The following is a 21,970-nucleotide window of genomic DNA, read 5'->3' as shown; positions in this document are numbered from 1 at the left end:
GACCTGCAACGATGGTGCCATCCGAAATTTTATCCATTCAGGCGAGACAAGCACCTTCAGTGTGACATATCGACGTATCGGGAGTGGTCGGCGGTCACCGTACCGTCGGAGGCATGAGCATTCCCCAGGAGCGGCGCGTCGTCACCGCGATCCCCGGCCCGAAATCGCAGGAGCTGCTGGCCCGCAAGCAGGCCGCCGTCCCGCCCGGCATCGGCACCACCCTGCCGGTCTTCGTCACCCGCGCCGGCGGCGGCGTGCTGCAGGACGCCGACGGGAACTCGCTGATCGACTTCGGCGCCGGCATCGCCGTGACGAACGTCGGCAACGCCGCGCCGAAGGTGGTGGAGCGGGTCAGCAAGCAGGTCGCCGACTTCACCCACACCTGTTTCATGGTCACCCCGTACGAGTCGTACGTGACCGTCTGCGAGAAGCTGAACGAGCTCACGCCGGGCGACCACGACAAGCGCACGTTCCTCGTGAACAGCGGCGCCGAGGCGGTGGAGAACGCGGTCAAGATCGCCAGGCACGCGACCGGCCGCCAGGCGGTCGTCGTGTTCGACCACGGCTACCACGGCCGCACGCTGCTCACGATGACGCTCACGGCCAAGAACATGCCGTACAAGCACCGGTTCGGCCCGTTCGCCCCCGAGGTGTACCGGGTGCCGCTGGCCTACCCGTTCCGCTGGCCGACGGGGCCCGAGAACTGCGCCGAGGAGGCCGCGGCCGAGGCGATCGACATGATCAACAAGCAGGTCGGCGCGGAGAACGTGGCGGCCGTGGTGATCGAGCCGATCGCCGGCGAGGGCGGCTTCATCGAGCCGGCCAAGGGGTTCCTGCCGCGGATCGCGGAGTTCTGCCGCGAGAACGGCATCGTGTTCGTGGCCGACGAGGTGCAGACGGGCTTCGCCCGCACCGGCACCCTGTTCGCCTGCGAGGACGAGGGCATCGTGCCCGACATCATCACCACCGCCAAGGGCATCGCGGGCGGCCTGCCGCTGGCCGCGGTGACGGGCCGGGCGGAGCTGATGGACAAGGTGCACGTGGGCGGCCTCGGCGGCACGTACGGCGGCAACCCGCTCGCGTGCGAGGCCGCGCTGGCGGTGCTGGAGACGATCGCCGAGGAGGACCTGGTCGCCAGGGCCCGCAGGATCGGCGAGATCATGCTGCCCCGGCTGCACGCCATGAAGGAGCGGTTCGACGTGATCGGCGACGTGCGGGGGCGCGGCGCCATGATCGCGATCGAGCTGGTGGTGCCGGGCACCAAGGAGCCGAACCCGGCGGCGGTCCAGGAGATCGTCAAGCGCTGCCACGCCGAGGGCCTGCTGGTGCTGACCGCGGGCACGCACGGCAACGTGCTGCGCTTCCTGCCGCCCCTGGTCATCCCCGAGCACCTGCTGGAGGAGGGCCTGGGGATCCTCGAAAAGGCGGTCGCCGCCCTCTGATATACCCATGAATCGGGCATCCGGCTTGTAGCTGGATGCCCGATTTTGTGGTGTAAAGCAGGCGTCTTGGGTAGAGAATTCACCCTTACTTGACACGGAACTAGACGATCACGGATCCGGCCGGGGTTATAACGGATCCGACACGAGGACGGGCGACCTCTGCGGGGAGCGCGATGAACTGGGGTCCCACCAGAACGGCACCGGACATGCTGACGTTCGACCCTGAGGGCATGACGAGCGCCCAGCGCGACGGCGAGGCCTGCGTGGTCTGCTACAAGAGGTGGCCGCGCCCGAGGGTGCGCGTGGGCCGCTTCCCCGACGACACGACGGCGATGGCGTGCGCCGACTGCGCCGAGGCGCTGGTCCCCGCCCCTCTGGCCACGGTGGTGGCCTTCCCCACCCGCTGAAGGCCCGCGGACGGCGAGACGCCCCGGGACGGGGGGAAGGCCCGGGGCGTCTCAGCAGGTCGCGCCCAGCGGGGGTTGGGCGCGCCCGCGGCATGGTCACGCGGGGCGGCGGAAGCCGGCCCCGCTACTCGATGAGCTCGCGCCACCGCTGCGACCAGGCGGCGTAGTCGGTGCACTCCCCCTTCGGCGGCAGGCAGTCCCCCGGAGGGCGCGTGGCGAACACCACGCGGTCCAGCCGATGGGACCTGGTGGCACCGTACGCCTCGCAGACGCTTCTGGCACGGCCTTTGCACGCCTTGGTATTGGCGGGCGCCAGTCCGTTCCACGCGGCGGCGTCGCGCTGGGTGCCGGGCTCGATCATCCGGCCGAGCCAGCGGTAGGCGCAGTCGGTGGCGGTGACCCCGGCGCCGAGCAGCCACGAGTCGGCCCAGCCGGTGACCTTGCGCGCGGACACGGCCTTGACCGGCAGGCGCGCCTTCACCAGCAGCTCGCGCAGGTGAGGGGTGGCCTGGCCGTAGTCGACGGAGCCGGTGGCGAAGCCCTTGACCAGGTCGAGCTGGTTGGCCCAGAGCGTGCGCTCCTCCGGGGCCGCCAGGCGCCCGGCCGCCTCTTCCAACTGCTCGGCGTCGAGCTCGAACGGATCTGCGGCACCGCCCGCGAGCGCCGCGTCGGCGAGCGTGAGCGGGCTGTCGCGCAGCATGACCCGGTCGGAGCCGAACACGTCGGCCAGATCGCCGCCCGTGGTCCGGCGCGTGTCGTACAGGAACTCGTGGTAGCCCCACAGGAACGGCACCCCGTAGACCGTGTCACCGACGGTGAGCAGGTCGCGCAGCCGTTCGGGGATGTCGTCGTAGCCCTCGACCCGGTCGGTGTCGATGGCCTGGACCTGCCCCGCCTCGATCATCTCGGCCGCCACCACGGGCCCGGCGGCGACCAGGTCGTAGGCGCGCGTGCGGAGCCTGGCGGACATCTCCTCGGGAGTCTGCACGGTGTCGATGCGGGCCAGCCGGCAGCCGGTGGCCTTCTCGAACGTGCCGGTCCAGTTGGCCTGCGGGCTGATGCCGCCGTATTCGGCGTAGCCGCGGTAGGCGAGGATCTGCAGCGTGCCGTCGCTCTGCGTGGGGCTCGCCTCGGGCGTGGGGCTCGCCGTGGGGCTCGTTGCAGGGCTCGCCGTCGGGCTGGGGGTGAGCTGGGCGGGCTGGGCCGCGCCCGTGCAGCCCAGCGCCGTCAGGGCGAGGGCCAGCGCGGGCAGACGGCTGCGGATCACGCCCTGGAGCCTACCGGGGGCGGGCGGTGATCGTCGCCGCCCGCCCCGGCGCCTTACTTGTTGGTGGGGAATCCGAGGTTCACCCCGCCGTGCGACGGGTCCAGCCAGCGGGAGGTGATGACCTTGCCGCGGGTGTAGAAGTGGACGCCCTCGGTGCCGTGCACGTGCGTGTCGCCGAAGAGCGAGGCCTTCCAGCCGCCGAAGCTGTAGAACGCCATCGGCACGGGGATCGGCACGTTCACGCCGATCATGCCGACCTCCACCTCGTTCTGGAAGCGCCGGGCGGCGCCGCCGTCGTTGGTGAAGACGGCCGTGCCGTTGCCGAACTCGCCGCCGTTGATGATCTCCAGGCCTTCCTCGTACGAGGAGACGCGGACGATCGACAGGACGGGGCCGAAGATCTCCTCGGTGTGCACCCGCGTCCCGGGCTTCACCTGGTCGAGCACGGTCGGGCCGAGCCAGAAGCCGGGCGTCTCGGACGCCTTGCCGCCGCCCTTGACCGCGGTCTCGCGGCCGTCCACGACCACCTTGGCGCCCTCCTCGACGGCCAGGTCGAGGTAGGAGGCGACCTTGTCGCGGTGCGGCCCGGTCACCAGTGGGCCCATCTCCGAGGCGGGGTCGTCGCCGGGGCCCACGGTGAGCCGCTCGACCCGCTCGACGATCTTCTGCACCAGCTCGTCGCCGACCGGGTCGACGGCCAGCACGACCGAGATGGCCATGCAGCGCTCGCCGGCCGAGCCGAAGCCCGCCGAGACGGCCGAGTCGGCCACCAGGTCGAGGTCGGCGTCGGGGAGCACGAGCATGTGGTTCTTGGCGCCGCCGAGCGCCTGCACCCGCTTGCCGTGGGCGGTCCCGGTCTCGTAGACGTACCTGGCGATCGGGGTGGAGCCGACGAAGGAGACGCCGCGCACGTCGGGGTGCTCCAGCAGCCGGTCCACGGCGACCTTGTCGCCCTGCACGACGTTGAACACGCCGTCGGGCAGCCCGGCCTCCTTCCAGAGCCGCGCCATGAGCAGCGACGCCGAGGGGTCCTTCTCCGACGGCTTGAGGATGAACGCGTTGCCGCAGGCGATCGCGATCGGGTACATCCACATCGGCACCATGGCCGGGAAGTTGAACGGCGTGATGCCGGCCACGACGCCGAGCGGCTGGCGGATCGAGTAGGAGTCGACCCGGGTCGAGACGCCCTCGGAGAAGCCGCCCTTGAGCAGGTGCGGGATGCCGCAGGCGAACTCCACGACCTCCAGGCCGCGGGCCACCTCGCCGAGCGCGTCGCCGTGCACCTTGCCGTGCTCGGCGGAGATCAGCGCCGCCATCTCGTCGCGGTGCGCGTACATCAGCTCGCGGAACTTGAACAGCACCTGCGCCCGCTTGACCAGGGAAGTGTCGCGCCAGCCGGGGAAGGCCGCCGCGGCGGCGGCGACAGCCGCGTCCACGTCCGCCACGGACGCCAGCGCGACGGTGCCGCTGACCTCGCCGGTGGCGGGGTTGAAGATCTCCGACGTGCGGGGGTCGCCGTCGGTGAGAGCTCCGTCGATCCAGTGCTTGACTGCCTTCACTGCTGCGCTGCCTCCGCGTTGATGACTTCGAGTGCGTTGACGATGATGCCGAGCCCCTCGGTGGCCTCGTCGACCGAGATCGTGAGCGGCGGGGCCATGCGGATGGCGGTGCCGCGCAGGCCGCCCTTGCCGGCGAGCAGGCCGGCCTTCTTGGTCTCCTCCATGAACCTCGCGGCCTGGGCCGGGGTGTCGAGCTCGACGGCGAACATCAGGCCCTTGCCGCGCACGTCCTTGACGACGGGGAGCCGCTGGGCGGCGGCGCGCAGGCCGTCGATGATGATCTTGCCGGTCCTCGCGGCGTTGGCCTGCAGGTCGTGGTCGAGCACGTAGTCGAGGGTCGCGTTGGCGGCCGCCATGGAGACGGGGTTGCCGCCGAACGTGGCCACGCCGGCGGCGTGCAGCGCGTCCAGCAGGTCGCCCCGGGCGACGACGCCGCCGACGGCGAAGCCGTTGCCCAGGCCCTTGGCGAAGGTCATCATGTCGGGGGTCACGCCGTGGTTCTGGATGCCGAAGAACGCGCTGCCGGTGCGGCCCCAGCCGGTCTGCACCTCGTCGGAGATGAACAGGATGCCCTGCTCGTCCAGCACCTCCTTGTAGGCGGCGAACAGCCCGTCCGGGGGCATGGTGAAGCCGCCGACGCCCTGGATGGGCTCGGCGATGAGGGCGGCCACGTCGTTCGAGACGGCGGTCGACAGCACGTGCCGCAGGTCGTCCACGCACGCCGCGATGTAGTCGGCGTCGGACATGCCCCTGAACTGGGCGAGATGCTGGTCGGCGCCGTGCAGGAAGTGCACGTTGAGCGGCGACAGGGAGTTGTTCTTCCAGGACCTGTTGGAGGTGACGCTGACGGCGCCGAAGCTGCGGCCGTGGTAGCTCTGCCGCATGGCCAGCACCTGGTCGCTCTTGCGCGCGTACGTGGCGAGCAGCAGGGCGGTCTCGTTGGCCTCGGTGCCCGAGTTGGTGAAGAAGACCTTGGCGTCCGGGATGCCGGACAGGCGGGCGATCTTCTCGGCCAGCTCGATCTGCCCGCGCAGCAGGTAGACGGTGCTGGTGTGGACGACGCCGGTGGCGAGTTGGCGTTCGACGGCTTCGCGCACCTCGGGGACGTCGTACCCGATCATGTTGGTCAGGATTCCGGCGAAGAAGTCGAGATAACTCTTGCCGTCGGCGTCGACGACGCGGTTGCCCTTGCCGCTGACGATCTCGATGGGGTCGTTGTAGTAGAGGCCGACCCAGTTGGGGATGACGGCCCTGTGGCGCGCGAGAAGCTCGGACATGTCTTGAGTATCGCCGCAATCCCCACAGGTCCCCAAATGCAAGGTGTCGCCGTACGCCGGAATCCTCTTACAAGGTGTCGGCCGCCGGGAGCAGAGGTTTCATCATGGAGCGAGATGGTATGGCTACGTCTAGCAGGGAATACGAAGATCCGCCCCATCAGGGGGAAGCCTTCCGGGAACAAGGCCGGGAGACGCGACAGGCGGTCTTCGAAGGTCGAGGGACCGCCGGATCGGGGGAACCCAATGCGCAAGACTCTCACGGGCCTGGGGCTGGCCTTCTTTCTGACGCTCGCCCCGGCCGCGGCCGCGACGGCGGAGGCTCCCGCCGCTCCCGTCGCGCAGAGCCAGGTCAACCCGTCGCCCGCACCTCAGCAGCAGGACCAGGGCGGCGGCAACGCCGGCCTGTGGGGCCTGCTCGGCCTGCTGGGGCTGCTGGGCCTGGCCGGCATGCGCAAGCAGAAGCAGCATGTCGGCACCGCCGAGCACATGACCAACCGCCCGCAGCGCCCGTAAGGTCAGGCGCACTCACGGAGCCCCGCGCCGGCCGGCCCGGCACGGGGTTCCGCCCTGTGGGGGATGCGATCTAGACGGTCACCGGCTCAGGGCTCTCGGTGGGCGCGAGCGGGCGCAGCAGGACGGCGGCGACCACCGCCGCGGCGACGCAGAACGCGGCGCCCACCCACGACCCGACGTGCATGGCGGTGGTGAAGGCCGCACCGGCCTGGTCCACCAGGGCGGGCGCCTGGATCGCCACCCCGATGGACTCCCTGGCCGCCTCGGGCGCGGAGACGGGCATCTGACCGGTGTAGACCTCGGCCAGCACGCTGCCCAGCACGGCGATGCTCAGCGCCAGCCCGACCTGCTGGACGGTGTCGTTCATGGCTGAGCCGACCCCGGCCCGCTCCAGCGGGATCGCGTTCATCAGCGAGGTGTACGCGGACGGGCCCGCCAGCCCGCCGCCCACGCCCATGACCAGCAGCGCGACGAGCAGGGGCAGGTAGCCGGTGGTGGTCGCCATGACGGCGAACCCCCCTGCCATGATCAGGAGCCCGCCGCTCACCAGCGCCCGGTTGCTCACCTTCTTCCCGAGCCCGGCGCCGATCCCGTTGAAGACGGCCGCCGCCACCGCGTACGGCAGCATGGCCAGCCCCGCGACCACCTCCTCGTACCCGAGCACGAACTGCAGGTACTGGGTGAGCATGAACATCACGGCGCCCGCCCCGAAGGACATCAGCAGGATGGACATCGACGCGCCGCTGAAGTTGCGGTTGCCGAACAGGAACAGCGGCAGCATCGGCTCCTCGCGCCGCCGCTCCCACACCACGAAGGCGACCAGAGAGGCGACCGCCACCGCGATGATCCCCCAGTTGAGCTCGCGCTCGATGATGACGTACACGGCGGCCGTCAGCCCGACGCTGGACAGCACCACGCCGACCGGGTCGAGCTTGCGCGCCGGCCCCCGCGTCTCCCGCATCAGGACCAGCGCGGCCACGATGGCCAGCGCGGCGATCGGGATGTTCATCAGGAAGACCGAGCCCCACCAGTAGCTCTGCAGCAGGAAGCCGCCGAGCGTGGGGCCGATGATCACGCTGACCATGGCAACCCCGCCCCAGACGGCCATGGCGGTGCGGCGCTCCTCGGCGTCGAAGACGGTCATCAGGATGGACAGCGTCGACGGCATCAGGATGGCCCCGCCGACGCCCATGAGCGCGCGGGCGGCGACGAGCTGCCACGGCTCGGCCGCGAAGACGGCCGCCAGCGACGCCCCGCCGAACAGGGCTAGCCCGATGATCAGGAACCTGCGGCGGCCGAACCGGTCCGACAGGCTGCCCGCCGTCAGCAGCAGCCCCGCGAACGCCAGCACGTAGACGTCCAGGATCCACTGGATGTCGGAGGGAGTGGCCCCGAGCTCCTCGATCAGCGAGGGGATGGCCAGGTTGAGGATCGTGCCGTCGACCGACAGCACCATCAGCGAGAGACAGAGGACGGCGAGCACCCACCAGCGACGGGGGTCTCGCACAGCGTTCGATTCCACTCGCACACTGTACGAGGAAACCCGTACAGTGTGCGAGAGGATTTAATCTGGAAGCATGACCGGCAAGCAGTTCTCCTCGGTGTGGACGCGCGACCCCCGGCCCGCCAAGAGCCCGGGCCGCAGCCGCGAGGAGATCGTGCGCGCCGCGGTGGAGCTGCTCGACGCCGAAGGGCTCGACGGGCTGAGCATGCGCAAGCTCGGCGCGAAGCTCGACGCGGGCGCGACCAGCCTCTACTGGTACGTGGCCAACAAGCGCGAGCTGCTGGAGCTGGTCTACGACGAGATCTGGGGCGAGATGACGGTGCCGCCGCCGGAGGAGACGAAGTGGTGGCGCCAGACGGCCGGCGCCTTCGCCCACAGCATGCGCCGGGTGATGCTGCGCCATCCCTGGTCCGCCGGGCTCATCGGGCGCACGCCCGCGCTCGGGCCCAACGCGCTGGAGGTCACCAGCCGGCTCACCCGGGCCTTCAAGGGCGCCGGGTTCCGGGGTCTGGAGATCGACTACGCCGCGTCCACGCTGACCGCCTTCGTGTTCGGCACCACGATCCCCGAAGTGGCCTACAACGAGGCGATGGCCAGGGACCCCCTCGACGAGGACAGCATGCGCGAGGCCGTCGAGCGGGCCGCCGCCGCCCACCCCGACCTGCTGGAGCGGATGCGCGAGAGCAAGCCGGCCGACCTGAGGGAGTCGCGCGAGATGATGTTCACCTTCGGACTCGCGGCGGTGCTCGATGGCCTTGAGGCGAGGCTGACGGCGTAGCAGGATCCGGAGCATGAGCGATTTCCGAGCCGCGCGCGACTTCCTGCTCCAGGCCGACTACCCCACCGCCCGCCGGGAGTTCCGGTGGCCGGAGCTGGGCGAGTTCAACTGGGCGCTCGACTGGTTCGACGGCGTGCTGGCCGCCGAGACCCCCGACCGGATCGCCCTCAAGATCACCGGCAGGGTCTCGTACACCTTCGCCGAGCTGTCCGTGCGCTCCAGCCGGGTGGCCAACTGGCTGCACGAGCAGGGCGTGCGGCGCGGCGACCGGATCCTGCTCATGCTCGGCAACCAGCCCGAGCTGTGGGAGTCGCTGCTGGCCGCGATGAAGCTGGGCGCGGTCGTCATCCCGGCCACCACGCTGCTGACCCGCAAGGACGTGACCGAGCGGATCGAGCGCGGCGGGGTGTCCCACGTGATCGCCAACGCCGAGGACGCGGGCAAGTTCGGCGGCGGCCCCTACACCAGGATCGCGGTCGGCGACGCGTACGGCTGGCTGCCCTACCACGAGTCCTCCCAGGCGGCCGAGAGGTTCACGCCCGACGGGCCGACGCACGCGGGCGACACCCTGCTGCTCTACTTCACCTCCGGCACGACCTCGCAGCCCAAGCTGGTCGAGCACACCCACGCCTCCTATCCGGCCGGCCACCTGTCGACCATGTACTGGATCGGCATCCGGCCCGGCGACGTGCATCTCAACGTGTCCTCGCCCGGCTGGGCCAAGCACGCCTGGAGCAACGTGTTCGCGCCGTGGAACGCGGGCGCGACCGTGCTCGTCCACGACTACCAGCGCTTCTCGGCGGCCGAGCTGCTGCGGGTGCTGCGCGACGAGGGCGTCGACACCTTCTGCGCGCCGCCGACCGTGTGGCGGATGCTGATCCAGGAGGACCTGGCGGCGTGGCAGCTGCCGCTGCGCACCGCCGTGGCCGCCGGCGAGCCGCTCAACCCGGAGATCATCGACCAGGTGGCCAAGGCGTGGGGCCTCACGATCAGGGACGGCTACGGACAGACGGAGACGACCGCGCAGATCGGCAACGTCCCGGGCGAGCCGGTCAGACCGGGCTCGATGGGGCGGCCGCTGCCGGGGTACGAGATCGTGCTGCTCGATCCGGAGACCGGGGAACCGGGGGACGACGGGGAGATCTGCATCCCGCTGGAGAACCGCCCCCTCGGCCTCATGTCCGGATATGTCGCCGGATCCAGTGAAGCGATGCGCGATGGGCACTATCACACGGGTGACATGGCCTCCCGGGACGCCGACGGCTACATCACCTACGTGGGCAGGACCGACGACGTGTTCAAGGCCTCCGACTACCGCATCTCGCCGTTCGAGCTGGAGAGCGTGCTGCTGGAGCATCCCGCCGTCGCGGAGGCCGCCGTGGTGCCCGCCCCCGACCCGGTGCGCCTGGCCGTCCCCAAGGCGTACGTGACGCTCGCGCCCGGGGCCGAGCCCGACGAGGACACGGCCCGGTCGATCTTCGAGCACTGCCGGCGCGAGCTGGCCCCGTTCAAGCGGGTGCGCAGGCTGGAGTTCGCCGAGCTGCCCAAGACGATCTCGGGCAAGATCCGCCGGGTGGAACTGCGCGAGCAGAGCCCGGCGCGGGAGTTCCGCGAGGAGGACCTGATCCGCTGATCTTCCTGGCAGTCTGTCAACCATGGCCCGCCCAGGATTACAGGCTGATCGGATAGGCTCGGCGTCGTGCTGCCCACCATCGCCGACATCCTGGAGCTGGAGACGGTCCGCCGCGGCAGCCCACAGGTCGTGGCGGGCGCCGACCGGCTCGACACCAAGGTGCGCTGGGTGCACGTCGGCGAGATCGCCGACATCGCCCAGCTGCTGCGCGGCGGCGAGCTGGTGCTCACCACGGGCGTGGCGCTGCCCGACGACTCCGCCGAGCTCACCGGCTACATCGCCGGGCTGTCCTCCGTCGGCGCCTCCGGCCTGGTCGTCGAGCTTGGCCGCCGGTTCGTCCGCGAGCTGCCCCCGGCCGTGATCAAGTCCGCCGAGGAGCACGGCCTGCCGGTCATCGTGCTCGCCCGCGAGACCCCGTTCGTGCAGATCACCGAGGCCGTCCACGCCCGCATCATCGACAACCAGCTGGAGGAGCTGCGCGCCTCCGAGCAGCTGCACGAGGTGTTCACCGAGCTGTCGGTCGAGGGCGCGTCCCCCGCGGAGGTGCTGGCCCAGGTGGCCAGGCTGTCGGGCCGCCCGGTCCTGCTGGAGAACCTCGCCCACCAGGTGCTGGCCTGCGAGTCGGCCGGTCGCGACACCGGCGCGCTGCTGGCCGGCTGGGAGAGCAGGTCCAGGGCCGTCGCCCCCGCCGACCGCACCGCGTACGACTCCGCGTCGGGCTGGCTCGTCACCACCGTCGGCGCGCGCGGGCAGGACTGGGGACGGCTGATCCTGCTGTGCGACCGCAAGCCGTCGCCGCGCGACCTGGTGCTGGCCGAGCGCGCCGCCACCACGCTCGCCCTGGGCCGCCTGCTGGAGCGCCACCAGGAGTCGCTGGAGCGCCAGGCCCACGGCACGATCATCACCGGCATCCTCACCCACGCCTACTCCGACCCCGACGAGGCCGCGGCCCGCGCCCGCGCGGTCGGCGTGCCGCTCACCGGCCGCAGGCTGGTCAGCGTGGTCATCCGCCCGACAGACCCGGCCGACCAGGCGCTCGACGGGCAGGCCGAGCTGGGCGAGCTGGCCGAGGCGACGGCCGCCGCCTGCCGCGACGCCCGCCTGCCCGCCCTGGTGGGCGCGCTCGACCAGGACCGGGTGGGCGTCCTGCTGCCGCTCCCGCCGCGCACGCAGGCCGAGCCCGCGCTGACGACGCTCTCCGAGCGCCTGCGCGAGCTGTGGAAGCACGGATCCGCGTTCGTGCTCGCCGCCGGCTCGGTGGTCGAGTCCATCCGCGACGTACGGCGCAGCTTCCTGGAGGCCGAGCAGGTGGCCGACGTGGCGGTCCGGCAGCCCGACGCCCGGCCCTTCTACCGGCTGCCCGACCTGCGCCTGCGCGGGCTGCTCCACCTGCTGCGCGACGACGCCAGGCTGCAGACCTTCGCCGAGCGCGAGCTGGGCGCGCTGCTCGCGCACGACGCCCAGCGGGGCGGCGACCTGGCCCGCATCCTGCGCATCTACCTCGACGCGGGCCGCAACAAGGCGGTCGCCGCGCAGAAGGCCCACCTGTCGAGGCCCGCCTTCTACGACCGGCTGCGCCGCCTGGAGCGCATCCTCGACACCGATCTCGACGACGTCGAGTCCTGCCTGTCGCTGCACGTCGCGCTGCTGGCGCTGGAGTCGTTCCGCCGCGACCGCCAGCGCTAGCCCGCGATCAATCCGGATGCGCCCCAGGAGCCCGGCCTCGTAGCCTCGGCCCCATGAACGACCGCGCCTTCGTCCCCGACGACTTCGTCGTCCCCGCGCCCCCGGTCACCCCGCGGTTCCGTCTGGAACCCCTGGGCCCCGAGCACAACGCCGCCGACCACGCCGCCTGGACCAGCAGCATCGAGCACATCCGCGCGACCCCGGGCTTCCCGGACGGGAAGTGGCCTCCCCTGGACGGCATGTCCCTGGAGGCCAACCTCGCCGACCTGCGGCGCCACGCGGACGACTTCGCCAGGCGCCGCGGCTTCACCTACACCGTCCTGGACACGGACGGCGACGTGATCGGATGCGTCTACATCTACCCTTCCACGGGCGACGCCCACGACGCCGACGTGTCCTCCTGGGTCCGGGCCGACCGGGCCGACCTGGACGTGCCCCTGTACGAAGCTGTGACGGCCTGGCTGTCCGCGCACTGGCCCTTCAGGACGCTCAGCTACCACCCGCGCTAGAAACCCATCGCCGCGCGCACCTCGTCGAGGGTGACCACGGCCCGCTCGCGGGCCCGCCGGTTGCCCTCGGCCAGGATCTCCCGCACCTCGGCCTCGCCGTGCTCGTTCCTGCGCTTCCTGATCGGCCGCAGGAAGTCGTTGACCGCGTCCGTGGTCAACCGCTTCAGCGCGGCCGCTCCCCCGTACCCGATCTCGGCGGCGAGCTCCGCGGGCGGCCGGCCGAGGCAGAGCGACGCGATCATGAGCAGGTTGGCCACCTGGGGGCGGTTCTCCTCGTCGAAGGTGATCAGCCGCTCGGAGTCGGTGCGTGCCTTGCGGATGAGCGCGGCCGTCTCGTCCTCGGTGGCCGACAGCGCGATCGCGTTGCCCCTGCTCTTGCTCATCTTGCCGCCGTCGAGCCCCTGGAGCAGCGGCCGCTCGCCGAGCATGGCCTCGGGCACGGGGAAGACGCGGCCGTAGCGCTCGTTGAAGCGCCGCGCGATCGTCCGGGTCACCTCGAGATGCGGCAGTTGGTCCTTGCCCACCGGCACCAGCGTGCCCTTGCAGAACAGGATGTCGGCCGCCTGGTGCACCGGGTAGGTGAACATGAGCCCGCTGACCGCCTTCTGGCTGCTGTGCGCGATCTCGTCCTTGACGGTGGGGTTGCGGCTCAGCTCCGACACCGTCACCAGGCTCAGGAACGGCAGCATGAGCTGGTTGAGCTCGGGCACGGCGCTGTGCTGGAAGATCGTCACCTTGGCCGGGTCGAGCCCCACCGCAAGATAGTCGAGCAGCAACTCGGTGATGTTGCGCTGGATCTCCCCCGGCAGATCCCGGTCGGTGATCACCTGGTAGTCGGCCACCAGCACGTACATCGGGAACCGGTCCTGCAGGCGGACGCGGTTGGCCAGGGAGCCGAAGTAATGGCCGAGATGGAGCGGCCCGGTGGGGCGGTCTCCGGTGAGCACGGTGTGTCGCATGGTCCCTCCTCGATCGGTCGACGCCGTCCGGAGGGATGCCCTGCGCCCGGGGCCGCCCTGAGGACGGCCCTTGCGCATGCGAAGGTCAGAGGCCGTCTCGCGGCCACCACCACATGCCGATGCGCTTCACGCACCCATTCTAGGCGAAGGTCGAACTCACCAGTCCGGGCGTATGTCGATCGCGTAACCTCTTTCAACCGTTTGGCGTGTTCTCCAGACCCGATCAGCTTGATCACGTCAGGATGGGGCGGTCCCGTTCCACCCTCCTGGAGTTCGCATGTCTCGACGCACTCTCGTCGTCGGCCTGGCCATGGCCACGACGATCACGGGCCTCACCGTGCCCGGCGCCGCAGCCGAGCAGGCGACGGTGAAGTTCCCGTCATCCAACTTCCCGCTCGGCGCGCGGTCCGCCCCGACCAAGACCATGACCAGCGTGACCTCGGGCATCGACCTGTACGACGTGAAGGCGGGCTCGTCCACCGACGGCTACACGGTGACCGTGCTCCTGCCGAACGGCCGCGACGCCGGCACCCGCGAGGCCGCCGAGACCACGCTGGCCGCGGTCGAGGCGGCCGGCGAGGTCGCCGGCATCCAGCGACTGGAGCGCCCGCAGGTCGCCGACGCCCCCGCGCAGGAGCTCTTCATGGTGCGCGTGGGCCTGTGGTCGTTCAAGCAGCGCGCCAAGGCCGACAAGGCGGCCGCCAAGCTCAAGAAGGCCGGCCTGAAGGTCAAGGTCGACTACCTGGGCGACGACGGACTCAAGACCACCGGCCCGTGGCACGTCAAGGTGCTCACGGTCGACGCCCGCACCTTCCGCGGCTCGTACGCGGCCTCGCTCGGCACCAGCGTGGCCAAGCGCGAGACAGTCTCGTCGATGGCCAAGCGGGGCGGCGCGGTCGCGGCCGTCAACGGCGGCTTCTTCAACATCCACACCGCCAAGCAGTTGCGCGGCGAGCCGGTGGGCGCCTCCGTGGTCGCGGGCAGGCTGCTCAGCGAGGCGGTCCCGGGCCGCTCCGCGATCGTGCTGCGCGGCCGTACCGCCCGCATCACCGAGCTGACGACCACGATCACGGCCGTCTCCCAGGACGGCGCCAAGCACCCGATCGCCGGCGTCAACCGCGCGGCGGCCGCCGACGAGCTCGTCCTCTACACCGAGGAGTACGGCGCCAAGACCCCCGCCGTCGACGGCACCGACGTGGTCATCGACGCCGACGGCCGGGTGGAGGCGGTCCGCACCCCCGGCGCCGCGGTGCCGAAGGGCAAGCGGGTGCTCCACGGCGGCGGCGAGGCGGCCATGTGGCTCAACGAGCACCTCTGGGAAGGCTGGACCGTCAAGGTCGACACCAAGGTGCGCGACCTGCGCAAGAAGAGGAACCTCCAGCTCACCCCCGACCTGCACGTCGTGTCGGGCGGCGTGGGCCTGGTCCGCAACGGGCGCACCGCTATCACCGCCAGGCGCGACGGCCACGACTCGGTCAACATGATCCTCCGCCGCCACCCGCGCACCCTGGTCGGCACCACCCGTAACGGCAGCCTGATCGTGGCCACGATCGACGGCCGCAAGCCGGGCATCACCGTGGGCGCCAACTTCGTCGAGGCGGCCCAGTTCATGCGCTGGCTCGGCGCCACCCAGGCGATCAACCTGGACGGCGGCGGGTCGACGGCGATGGTCGTGAAGGGCAAGGTCGTCAACCAGCCGTCCGACGGCGGGGAGCGCGCCGTCGGCGACGCCCTGCTCGTCCTCCCCCGCTAGATCCGGCGGCTAGTCGGCGCTCCGCGACCGCGCGTCGCCCGCGACGTCGTCGACGAGCGGCTCCCCGGCCTTCCCGGGGAGCCGCGTGCCGGGACGTCCCTGAGGCGGCTCGGGGCGGGCGCCCCTGCGGGCCGACCCGCGCCGGGGCAGGAAAGCCGAGATGACCATCCCGGCGGCCGCCGCGACCGCCGAGATGACCAGCGCGATCTGGAGGCCGTCGCGCGAGGGCAGAGTCACGGCTCCCAGCTGGACGGTCTGCGCGGCCAGCACCGCCCCGATCACCGCGCTGGCCGTCGACGTGCCGATGGAGCGCATCAGCGAGTTGAAGCCGTTGGCCGCGCCGGTCTCCGAGGTGGGCACCGCTCCCATGATCGAGGCGGGCATGGCGGCGTACCCGAGACCGGCCCCGGCCGAGACGATCGTCGCGGCCAGCGCGACGTGCCAGACCTCCGTCATCAGGAACAGCGCGGTGACGTAGCCCGCGATGGAGAGCAGGGCGCCGAGCATGAGCGTCACCTTGGGGCCGTAGGCTCCGGTGACACGGGCCGAGACGGGCGAGAGCACGATCATCATGCCGCCGCCCACCGCCATGCACAGCCCGGCCTCGAACAACGTGAGCCCCAGCCCGTAACCCGAGGCGGCCGGCGCCTGCAACACCTGAGGGAAGACCAGCTGGGTGCCGAACATGGCGAACCCGAAGGCGATGGACGCCAGGTTGGTGAGCAGCACCTCGCGCCGGGTGGTGGTCCGCAGGTCGACCAGCGGATTGTGCATCCGCAGCTCCGCCCATCCCCAGAGCGCGAAGATCACCACCGCCGCGGCGAACAGGCCCAGGGTCAGCGGGCTCGTCCAGCCCCAGCTGCCGCCCTTGCTGATGGGCAGCAGGAAGCAGACCAGCCCGGCCGACAGCCCGGCCACGCCGAGGAAGTCGAAGCGCCCGCCTGTCCGCAGCGGCGAGACCGGCACGAGCGTGATGGTCAGGACCAGGCCCGCCGCCCCCATCGCGGCGGCGACCAGGAAGAGCACGTGCCAGTTGGCGTACTGGGCGACGACCGCGCCCAGCGGCAGCCCGATGGCGCCGCCGGCGCCCAGCGTGGCGCTCATCAGCGCCATGGCCGAGCCCAGCCGGCCGGGCGGCAGCAGGTCGCGCATGATGCTGATGCCGAGCGGGATCACGCCGACCGCGCAGCCCTGCAGCGTACGGCCGATCACCACGAGGGGCAGCGCGCTGGTGAAGACGCAGATCGCCGATCCGAGGATCATCAGCGAGAGGCTGATCACGATCATCCGGCGCTTGCCGTACATGTCTCCGAGCCGCCCGCTCACGGGCGTGAACACCGCCGACGACAGCAGCGTGGAGGTGATCACCCAGGACGCGTCCTCCGCGGAGGCCGACACCAGCCTCGGCAGGTCGGGGATGATGGGCACCACCAGGGTGAACATCATCGACACGACCATGCCGCTGAAGGCCAGGGCGGCGATGACGACGCCGCTCGACTGTCCGGGGGTGCGAGGCATCGCCACCGAGCTCCGTTCGATCAAGATCCGCGGTTGGACAGGACAAGGCTGCCAGACGCCGCGAAGAAGATGCCCACCCCCTGCACGAAGCTGACCTCCACGTCGGGCACCTGCGCGGCTGCCTCGCCCCGCAACTGCCGGACGGACTCCAGGATCGCGAACATCCCGTACATGCCGGTGTGCGTATACGCGAGCCCGCCGCCGTTGGTGTTCACCGGCAGGCTGCCGCCCGGAATCGTGTGACCGTCCGCGATGAACGCCCCCGACTCTCCCCTGCCGACGAACCCGAGGTCCTCCAGCCCGTAGAGCGGCAGGTGCGCGAACGCGTCGTAGATCATCAGATGGCCGACGTCGCCGTGCCCGAGCCCGGCCGTGCGGAACGCCTCGGCGCTGGAACGGCGGAACGCCTGGAACGACCCCGGATCCTCCATCTGGGACACCATCGCGCTCTCGGTGGCCTCGCCCGAGCCCAGCAGGTAGACGGCCCGGCTCCCCCCGGGCAGGTCGGCGGCGCGTTCCGCGCTGGTCAGCACCAGGGCGCCGCCGCCGTCGGTGACCACACAGCACATGTCCCTGGTGAACGGGTAGGCGATCTCCGGAGCCTGGAGCACCTCGTCCACCGTGACGATGTCACGCCGCAGGGCCCGCGGGTTCTTGCTCGCCCACTCCCGCTGGGCGACGACCACCCGGGCCAGGTCCTCCCGGTCCATGCCGCGCTCGTGAAGGAAGCGCAGGGCGGGGACGGTGAACGTGGCGTACGGGGTGATGGCACCGTACGGCGCCTCGAACTGTCCGGCGGGGGTCACGTTGGCCCCGCCCCACCGCGGCGCGCCCACCCGCGACCGCCCGGACTCGCCGTGGGTGATGAGGACGACGTCGGCCGCGCCGGCCGCGATGGCCGCCGCCGCGTGCCGGACGTGCAGCAGGAAGCTGCAGCCGCCGACCATGGTGCCGTCGGCCCAGCGCGGGTTGATGCCCAGGTGGTGCGCCACGTCCAGGGCCAGCGGCCCGGCGGTCGCCACGCCGTCCACGTCGGCGGGGGTGAGCCCGGCGTCCCGCAGGGCGTTCAGCCCGGCCTCGGCGTGCAACTGCAGCATCGAGGTGCCCGGCAGGACCCCGATCTCGTCGGTCTCGGCCGCGCCGACGATCGCGATCCGGCCGCCGTGCATGCTGGTCACGCGCTCTCCTCTTCAGGCTGGAAGACCGGCAGCACGGTCCCGCCGCGCTCCTCGAACGTCACCCGGAGCCGCAGGTCCAGGGGCAGGTTCTCGGGCGCCGGCTCGACGCCGACCACGTTCGTCATGAGCCGCGGGCCCTCGTCGAGCTCCACCAGCGCGATCACCGGCGAGACGGACTCGAAGCCGGGCATCGGCCGTCTGTTGATCACGTACGAGACGAGCCGCGCGCGGCCGGACACCTTCACCCAGGCGACGTCAGGCGAGGCGCAGTAGCGGCAGAACGGCCGCGGGTAGAAGTAGTGCCGGCCGCACGCGCCGCACTGCTGGACGCGCAGCTCACCCGCCTTCGCGGCGTCCCAGTACGGTGCGGTCTCGGGCGTCGGCTTGGGCATGAAGTCCTCGATCACCCGGTCCTCCGGCTGAACGTGCCGCGATCCAGCACGACTCGACCGGCCACCATGGTCTGGAAGCGCCAGGTCTCGCCGTCGTCCCAGAGGGCCACCGCCAGTTCCTGGCCCGGGAAGACCGGGGAGGCGAAGCGCGCCGACATGGTGCCGAACAGCTCCGGGTCCGAGCCGCACGCGGTGTGCAGCAGCGCCCTTCCGGTGAACCCGAAGGTGCACAGGCCGTGCAGGATCGGGCGGTCGAACCCGGCCTTCCCGGCGAGCCACGGGTCGGAGTGCAGCGGGTTGCGGTCGCCGCTCAGCCGGTAGAGCAGGGCCTGGTCGGGCCGCGTCCGGTAGGTCACCACGTGGTCGGGCGCGCGCTCCGGCCGTTCCCACGGCGCGGTGGAGCCTCGCTCGCCGCCGAAGCCGCCCTCGCCCCTGATGAAGGTGCCGGTGCTGGACTCCGCGAGCACCTTGCCCGAGTCCGCGTCCATGACCGTCGACTCCAGGACGGCGATGGCGTTCGGCCCCTTGTCGTAGAAGGCGGCCACGCGGCTCCTGGTCACGGTGGAGCCCTCGGGAGGCAGCGCGCCGTGCAGCGTGATCGACTGCTCGGCGTGCAGCACCTGGGCGAGGTGGAAGTCACCCAGCGGGGGCATCGACCCTCCCGTGCCGCCGATCATGACCGCGAAGGTGGGCAGCACCTGCTGGGCGACGTCGTGCGAGTTCTCCGTCGTGAACGGCAGCTCCGTCAGCGGATCCTCGGCCCCCGCCCCGACGCCGAGCGCGTAGAGGATGGCGTCGGCCGAGGTCCATCGCCGGCCCCCGCCCTCCCACTCCTTGCCCACCAGATCCAGATTCAGCGCCAAGGGAGCGCTCCTTCCGTAAGGGTCCTGCCAGCACCATAATCCGGACAAAGTTCGTCTGTAAATACCGCGGAACCGGTGGCGAACCTCCCGAGACCTGGCAGACTGAGAAAATATGAAAACCGCTTCGACCACCTCCCGCCCCGGACGACCGCCCGACCCCGGCATCGAGCCCCGAGTCCTCGACGCGACGCTGCAGATCTACGCGGAGGTCGGCTGGGCCGGGTTCACCATGGACGCCGTCGCGCGCCGGGCACGCGTGGGCAAGGCCGCCCTCTACCGCCGCTGGGAGAGCAAGGAGAAGCTGATCGTCGAGGCCCTGGCCTCGATCACCATGCCCGTCATGGCCGAGACCACCGGCTCGCTGCGCGAGGACCTCCTGGCCATGTGCGTCCGCACGCTGAAGGCGCAGCAGAGCCGCGACGGCCTGGTCGGGCTGCGGGCGCAGATCGAGGCCAAGTTCTATCCCGAGCTGTTCGGCCAGGCCATGGAGGACCTCGGGAAGCAGTGGCGGACCCTGTCCAGGCGACTCGTGCTGCTCGCCATCGACCGGGGCGAGATCCCCCAGGGCACCTCGCCGGCCCTGGTGCTGGACGCGGTGAACGGCATCATCGTCAACCACGTGCTCTCCACGCCGATCGACAGGATGCCCGCCCTCCTGGAGGACGCCCCCCAGTACGCCGAGCGGGTCGTCGATTTCGTGCTCTCCTCCATCGGCTACCGCCCCGCCGAAGCCGCCCTTGACACCGACGGGGCCCGGTCTTAGCTTCTGTGTTGCGGACGCATTTCGTCTGAATTTCACGGTACGGAGTCGCACACCAATCCCCTGACCAATTTCGGACAATTGGTGTCTGAAATCAGGGTCGTGCGTCCTTGGGCGATCGCCGCAAGGCGGAAGGTCTGGAGGAACGAATGCCGGCTACCAACCCTGACACGACGTCCGAGAATCCCGGTTTCTACGCGCTGGCGCTCCAGGACCCCCAGCGGGTTGCCTTCATCGCCCCGCAGGGCGAAGAGACCACCTTCGGTGAGCTGGGAGCCCAGGTCAACCGCATCTCCCACGGCCTCCGAGCGCTGGGCGTGGGCAAGGAAGACATGGTCGCCATCCTGGTGCACAACGGCCGGGAGTACATAGAGCTGGCACTCGCCACCATCCAACTCGGCGCCTACATCGTGCCGATCAACACCCATCTCGCCCCGCCCGAGGTCGCCTACATCGTCAAGGACAGCACCGCCAAGGTGCTCGTCGCCCACTCCGACCTGGCCGGACACCTGCACAGCGAGGTCGGCGGGCTGCCGGCGCACCGCTACGCCATCGGCGACGAGGTCGAGGGCTGGCAGCCCTACCCCGAGCTGTGGAGCGGCCGGCCCGAGGAACAACCCGGCGACCGGGTCATGGGCGCCATCATGAACTACACCTCGGGCACCACCGGCCGCCCCAAGGGCGTGCGCCGGCCGCTGTCGGGCCTCAGCCCCGAACAGGAAGCCCCGCTCGCCTCGAAGCACTTCTACACGCTCGGCTTCCGGAAGCAGGGCGTCCACCTCGTCTGCTCGCCGCTGTACCACGCCGCCCCCGGCGCGTTCGCCATCAACGCGCTGCACCTGGGCCACACCGTGGTCTGCCACCTCAAGTTCGACGCCGAGGCGGTGCTGCGCGCCATCGAGCGCTACAAGGTGACCACCAGCCACATGGTGCCCACCCACTTCCACCGGATGCTCCGCCTGCCCGAGGAGGTCCGCCTCCGCTACGACGTCTCCAGCCTGGACAGCCTGATCCACGCCGCGGCGCCCTGCCCCGTCGAGGTCAAGAAGCAGATGATGGAGTGGGTCGGCCCCAAACTCTACGAGTATCTGGCGGCCACCGAAGGCGGCATGTCCCAGGTCACCCCGGAGGAGTGGCTGGCCAAGCCCGGCACGGTCGGCCGGCCACAGCCTGGCACCACGCTCCGCATCGTCGGCGAGAACGGCGAAGAGGTGCCGGACGGCGAGCCTGGAACGATCTATTTCAGCAACGCCGGCCAGGCATTCGAGTACTACAACGACCCAGGGAAGACCGCGGCCGCCCGGCTCGACGGCATGTCCACGGTCGGCGACTTCGGCTACCTGGACGAGGACGGCTACCTGTTCCTCCTCGACCGCAGGACCGACCTGATCATCTCCGGCGGTGTGAACATCTACCCGGCCGAGATCGAGCAGTTCCTGATCACCCATCCGTCCGTCCAGGACATCGCCGTGATCGGCGTACCCGACCCCGACTGGGGGCAGAGCGTGCTCGCCATCGTCCAGCCGTCACCGGGCGTGGAGGCCGGAGAGGGACTGGCCGAGAAACTCCGGGCCTACTGTGCCGAAGGGCTCGCCTCGTACAAGCGCCCGCGCAGGTTCGAGTTCCGCGAGGACTTCCCGCGGACGGAGGCGGGCAAGCTCCAGCGCCGCAAGCTGCGCGACGAGTACGTCGACAACAGCTGACAGAGGCGTTGCCGGTCTTTGCACGGGCCCCGGCGTGATAGCCCAAGCCTCAATGAAACAGGGCGAGCCTCGTGGCCGTAGCCTCAGGGCTCACCCACAAGAAAAGCCCCCAAGACCGAAGCCTCGAAACCCTCCTAAAAAAAGGAAAGGCCCCGACAGAACCTGTCGGGGCCTTTCCCATATGAAAATTGTCCGGCGGTGACCTACTCTCCCACACCCTCCCGAGTGCAGTACCATCGGCGCAGAGAAGCTTAACTTCCGGGTTCGGA

At 70.8% G+C, this 21,970-nt stretch carries 19 protein-coding genes and 1 rRNA gene; 10 read left to right on the top strand and 10 right to left on the bottom strand.

Annotated elements, in window-relative coordinates; translation table 11 throughout:
- Nucleotides 1–113 precede the first annotated feature (113 nt).
- Together gabT and ACZ6YG_RS07695 are read left to right on the top strand one after the other, a co-directional pair.
- Nucleotides 114–1,442, top strand: coding sequence for a 4-aminobutyrate--2-oxoglutarate transaminase (gene gabT, locus ACZ6YG_RS07700; protein ID WP_397198250.1), 1,329 nt, complete (start codon nt 114–116; stop codon nt 1,440–1,442).
- A 173-nt stretch (nt 1,443–1,615) separates the two neighbouring features.
- The gene (locus ACZ6YG_RS07695; RefSeq protein ID WP_261808779.1) at nt 1,616–1,849 is read left to right on the top strand and encodes a hypothetical protein; all 234 of its coding nucleotides are present in this window, start codon (nt 1,616–1,618) and stop codon (nt 1,847–1,849) included.
- A gap of 124 nt (nt 1,850–1,973) precedes the next feature.
- Here ACZ6YG_RS07695 and ACZ6YG_RS07690 read toward each other — a convergent pair whose 3' ends face one another.
- The 3 genes from ACZ6YG_RS07690 to ACZ6YG_RS07680 are packed head-to-tail and all read right to left on the bottom strand — an operon-like array spanning nt 1,974 to nt 5,952.
- Nucleotides 1,974–3,116 (bottom strand): extracellular solute-binding protein, encoded by a 1,143-nt coding sequence (locus ACZ6YG_RS07690; RefSeq protein ID WP_466017483.1) that lies wholly within the window; start codon nt 3,114–3,116, stop codon nt 1,974–1,976.
- 53 nt (nt 3,117–3,169) lie between these two features.
- Nucleotides 3,170–4,675 carry a CoA-acylating methylmalonate-semialdehyde dehydrogenase gene (locus ACZ6YG_RS07685; RefSeq protein WP_148033707.1) on the bottom strand — a complete coding sequence of 502 codons (1,506 nt, stop codon included), beginning with the start codon at nt 4,673–4,675 and terminating at the stop codon, nt 3,170–3,172.
- The gene (locus ACZ6YG_RS07680; protein WP_271276048.1) at nt 4,672–5,952 is read right to left on the bottom strand and encodes an aspartate aminotransferase family protein; all 1,281 of its coding nucleotides are present in this window, start codon (nt 5,950–5,952) and stop codon (nt 4,672–4,674) included. Before ACZ6YG_RS07680 ends, ACZ6YG_RS07685 begins: the two co-directional genes overlap by 4 nt.
- A 243-nt stretch (nt 5,953–6,195) precedes the next feature.
- On the opposite strand from ACZ6YG_RS07680, the gene ACZ6YG_RS07675 reads away from it, so the two are divergent.
- Nucleotides 6,196–6,465 carry a WGxxGxxG family protein gene (locus ACZ6YG_RS07675; protein ID WP_148033709.1) on the top strand — a complete coding sequence of 90 codons (270 nt, stop codon included), beginning with the start codon at nt 6,196–6,198 and terminating at the stop codon, nt 6,463–6,465.
- Between the two features lie 70 nt (nt 6,466–6,535).
- On the opposite strand, the gene ACZ6YG_RS07670 is transcribed toward ACZ6YG_RS07675, so the two are convergent.
- The gene (locus ACZ6YG_RS07670) at nt 6,536–7,987 is read right to left on the bottom strand and encodes an MFS transporter (protein WP_466017482.1); all 1,452 of its coding nucleotides are present in this window, start codon (nt 7,985–7,987) and stop codon (nt 6,536–6,538) included.
- A gap of 55 nt (nt 7,988–8,042) precedes the next feature.
- On the opposite strand from ACZ6YG_RS07670, the gene ACZ6YG_RS07665 reads away from it, so the two are divergent.
- The 4 genes from ACZ6YG_RS07665 to ACZ6YG_RS07650 all read left to right on the top strand — a co-directional run bounded on the left by ACZ6YG_RS07665 (nt 8,043) and on the right by ACZ6YG_RS07650 (nt 12,575).
- Nucleotides 8,043–8,747 (top strand): TetR/AcrR family transcriptional regulator C-terminal domain-containing protein, encoded by a 705-nt coding sequence (locus ACZ6YG_RS07665; RefSeq protein ID WP_219552417.1) that lies wholly within the window; start codon nt 8,043–8,045, stop codon nt 8,745–8,747.
- Nucleotides 8,748–8,760: 13 nt separating this feature from the next.
- On the top strand, nt 8,761–10,380 hold the full coding sequence (locus ACZ6YG_RS07660; protein WP_466017481.1) for an AMP-binding protein: 1,620 nt from the start codon (nt 8,761–8,763) through the stop codon (nt 10,378–10,380).
- Nucleotides 10,381–10,446: 66 nt separating this feature from the next.
- Nucleotides 10,447–12,066, top strand: coding sequence for a PucR family transcriptional regulator (locus ACZ6YG_RS07655; protein WP_148033713.1), 1,620 nt, complete (start codon nt 10,447–10,449; stop codon nt 12,064–12,066).
- A 53-nt stretch (nt 12,067–12,119) separates the two neighbouring features.
- Complete coding sequence (locus ACZ6YG_RS07650) at nt 12,120–12,575, top strand: GNAT family N-acetyltransferase (protein ID WP_466017480.1); 456 nt, start codon at nt 12,120–12,122, stop codon at nt 12,573–12,575.
- Here the strand turns inward: ACZ6YG_RS07650 and trpS are convergent.
- Nucleotides 12,572–13,534, bottom strand: a complete 963-nt coding sequence (trpS, locus tag ACZ6YG_RS07645) for a tryptophan--tRNA ligase (RefSeq protein WP_148033715.1) — start codon at nt 13,532–13,534, stop codon at nt 12,572–12,574. The genes ACZ6YG_RS07650 and trpS overlap by 4 nt on opposite strands.
- Before the next feature lie 277 nt (nt 13,535–13,811).
- Here trpS and ACZ6YG_RS07640 point away from each other — a divergent pair, with 277 nt between their 5' ends.
- On the top strand, nt 13,812–15,287 hold the full coding sequence (locus ACZ6YG_RS07640; protein WP_148033716.1) for a phosphodiester glycosidase family protein: 1,476 nt from the start codon (nt 13,812–13,814) through the stop codon (nt 15,285–15,287).
- 9 nt (nt 15,288–15,296) lie between these two features.
- Here ACZ6YG_RS07640 and ACZ6YG_RS07635 read toward each other — a convergent pair whose 3' ends face one another.
- The 4 genes from ACZ6YG_RS07635 to ACZ6YG_RS07620 are packed head-to-tail and all read right to left on the bottom strand — an operon-like array spanning nt 15,297 to nt 19,238.
- The gene (locus ACZ6YG_RS07635) at nt 15,297–16,805 is read right to left on the bottom strand and encodes an MFS transporter (protein WP_466017479.1); all 1,509 of its coding nucleotides are present in this window, start codon (nt 16,803–16,805) and stop codon (nt 15,297–15,299) included.
- A 20-nt stretch (nt 16,806–16,825) separates the two neighbouring features.
- Nucleotides 16,826–17,974, bottom strand: a complete 1,149-nt coding sequence (locus ACZ6YG_RS07630) for a thiolase C-terminal domain-containing protein (RefSeq protein ID WP_466017806.1) — start codon at nt 17,972–17,974, stop codon at nt 16,826–16,828.
- Between the two features lie 5 nt (nt 17,975–17,979).
- On the bottom strand, nt 17,980–18,390 hold the full coding sequence (locus ACZ6YG_RS07625; protein ID WP_466017478.1) for a Zn-ribbon domain-containing OB-fold protein: 411 nt from the start codon (nt 18,388–18,390) through the stop codon (nt 17,980–17,982).
- Entirely contained in the window at nt 18,387–19,238 is an 852-nt protein-coding gene (locus tag ACZ6YG_RS07620) for a MaoC/PaaZ C-terminal domain-containing protein (RefSeq protein ID WP_466017477.1), read from the bottom strand. Before ACZ6YG_RS07620 ends, ACZ6YG_RS07625 begins: the two co-directional genes overlap by 4 nt.
- 112 nt (nt 19,239–19,350) lie before the next feature.
- Between ACZ6YG_RS07620 and ACZ6YG_RS07615 the strand changes: the two genes are divergently transcribed.
- Nucleotides 19,351–20,001, top strand: coding sequence for a TetR/AcrR family transcriptional regulator (locus tag ACZ6YG_RS07615; RefSeq protein WP_148033719.1), 651 nt, complete (start codon nt 19,351–19,353; stop codon nt 19,999–20,001).
- 146 nt (nt 20,002–20,147) lie between these two features.
- Entirely contained in the window at nt 20,148–21,701 is a 1,554-nt protein-coding gene (locus ACZ6YG_RS07610) for an AMP-binding protein (RefSeq protein ID WP_466017476.1), read from the top strand.
- A gap of 190 nt (nt 21,702–21,891) precedes the next feature.
- On the opposite strand, the gene rrf is transcribed toward ACZ6YG_RS07610, so the two are convergent.
- Nucleotides 21,892–21,970: ribosomal RNA gene (gene rrf / locus ACZ6YG_RS07605) — 5S ribosomal RNA — on the bottom strand; the annotation flags it as partial.

The sequence above is a fragment of the Nonomuraea sp. NPDC054003 genome, assembly GCF_055585125.1.
This window is presented reverse-complemented; position numbering and strand designations above follow the sequence as displayed.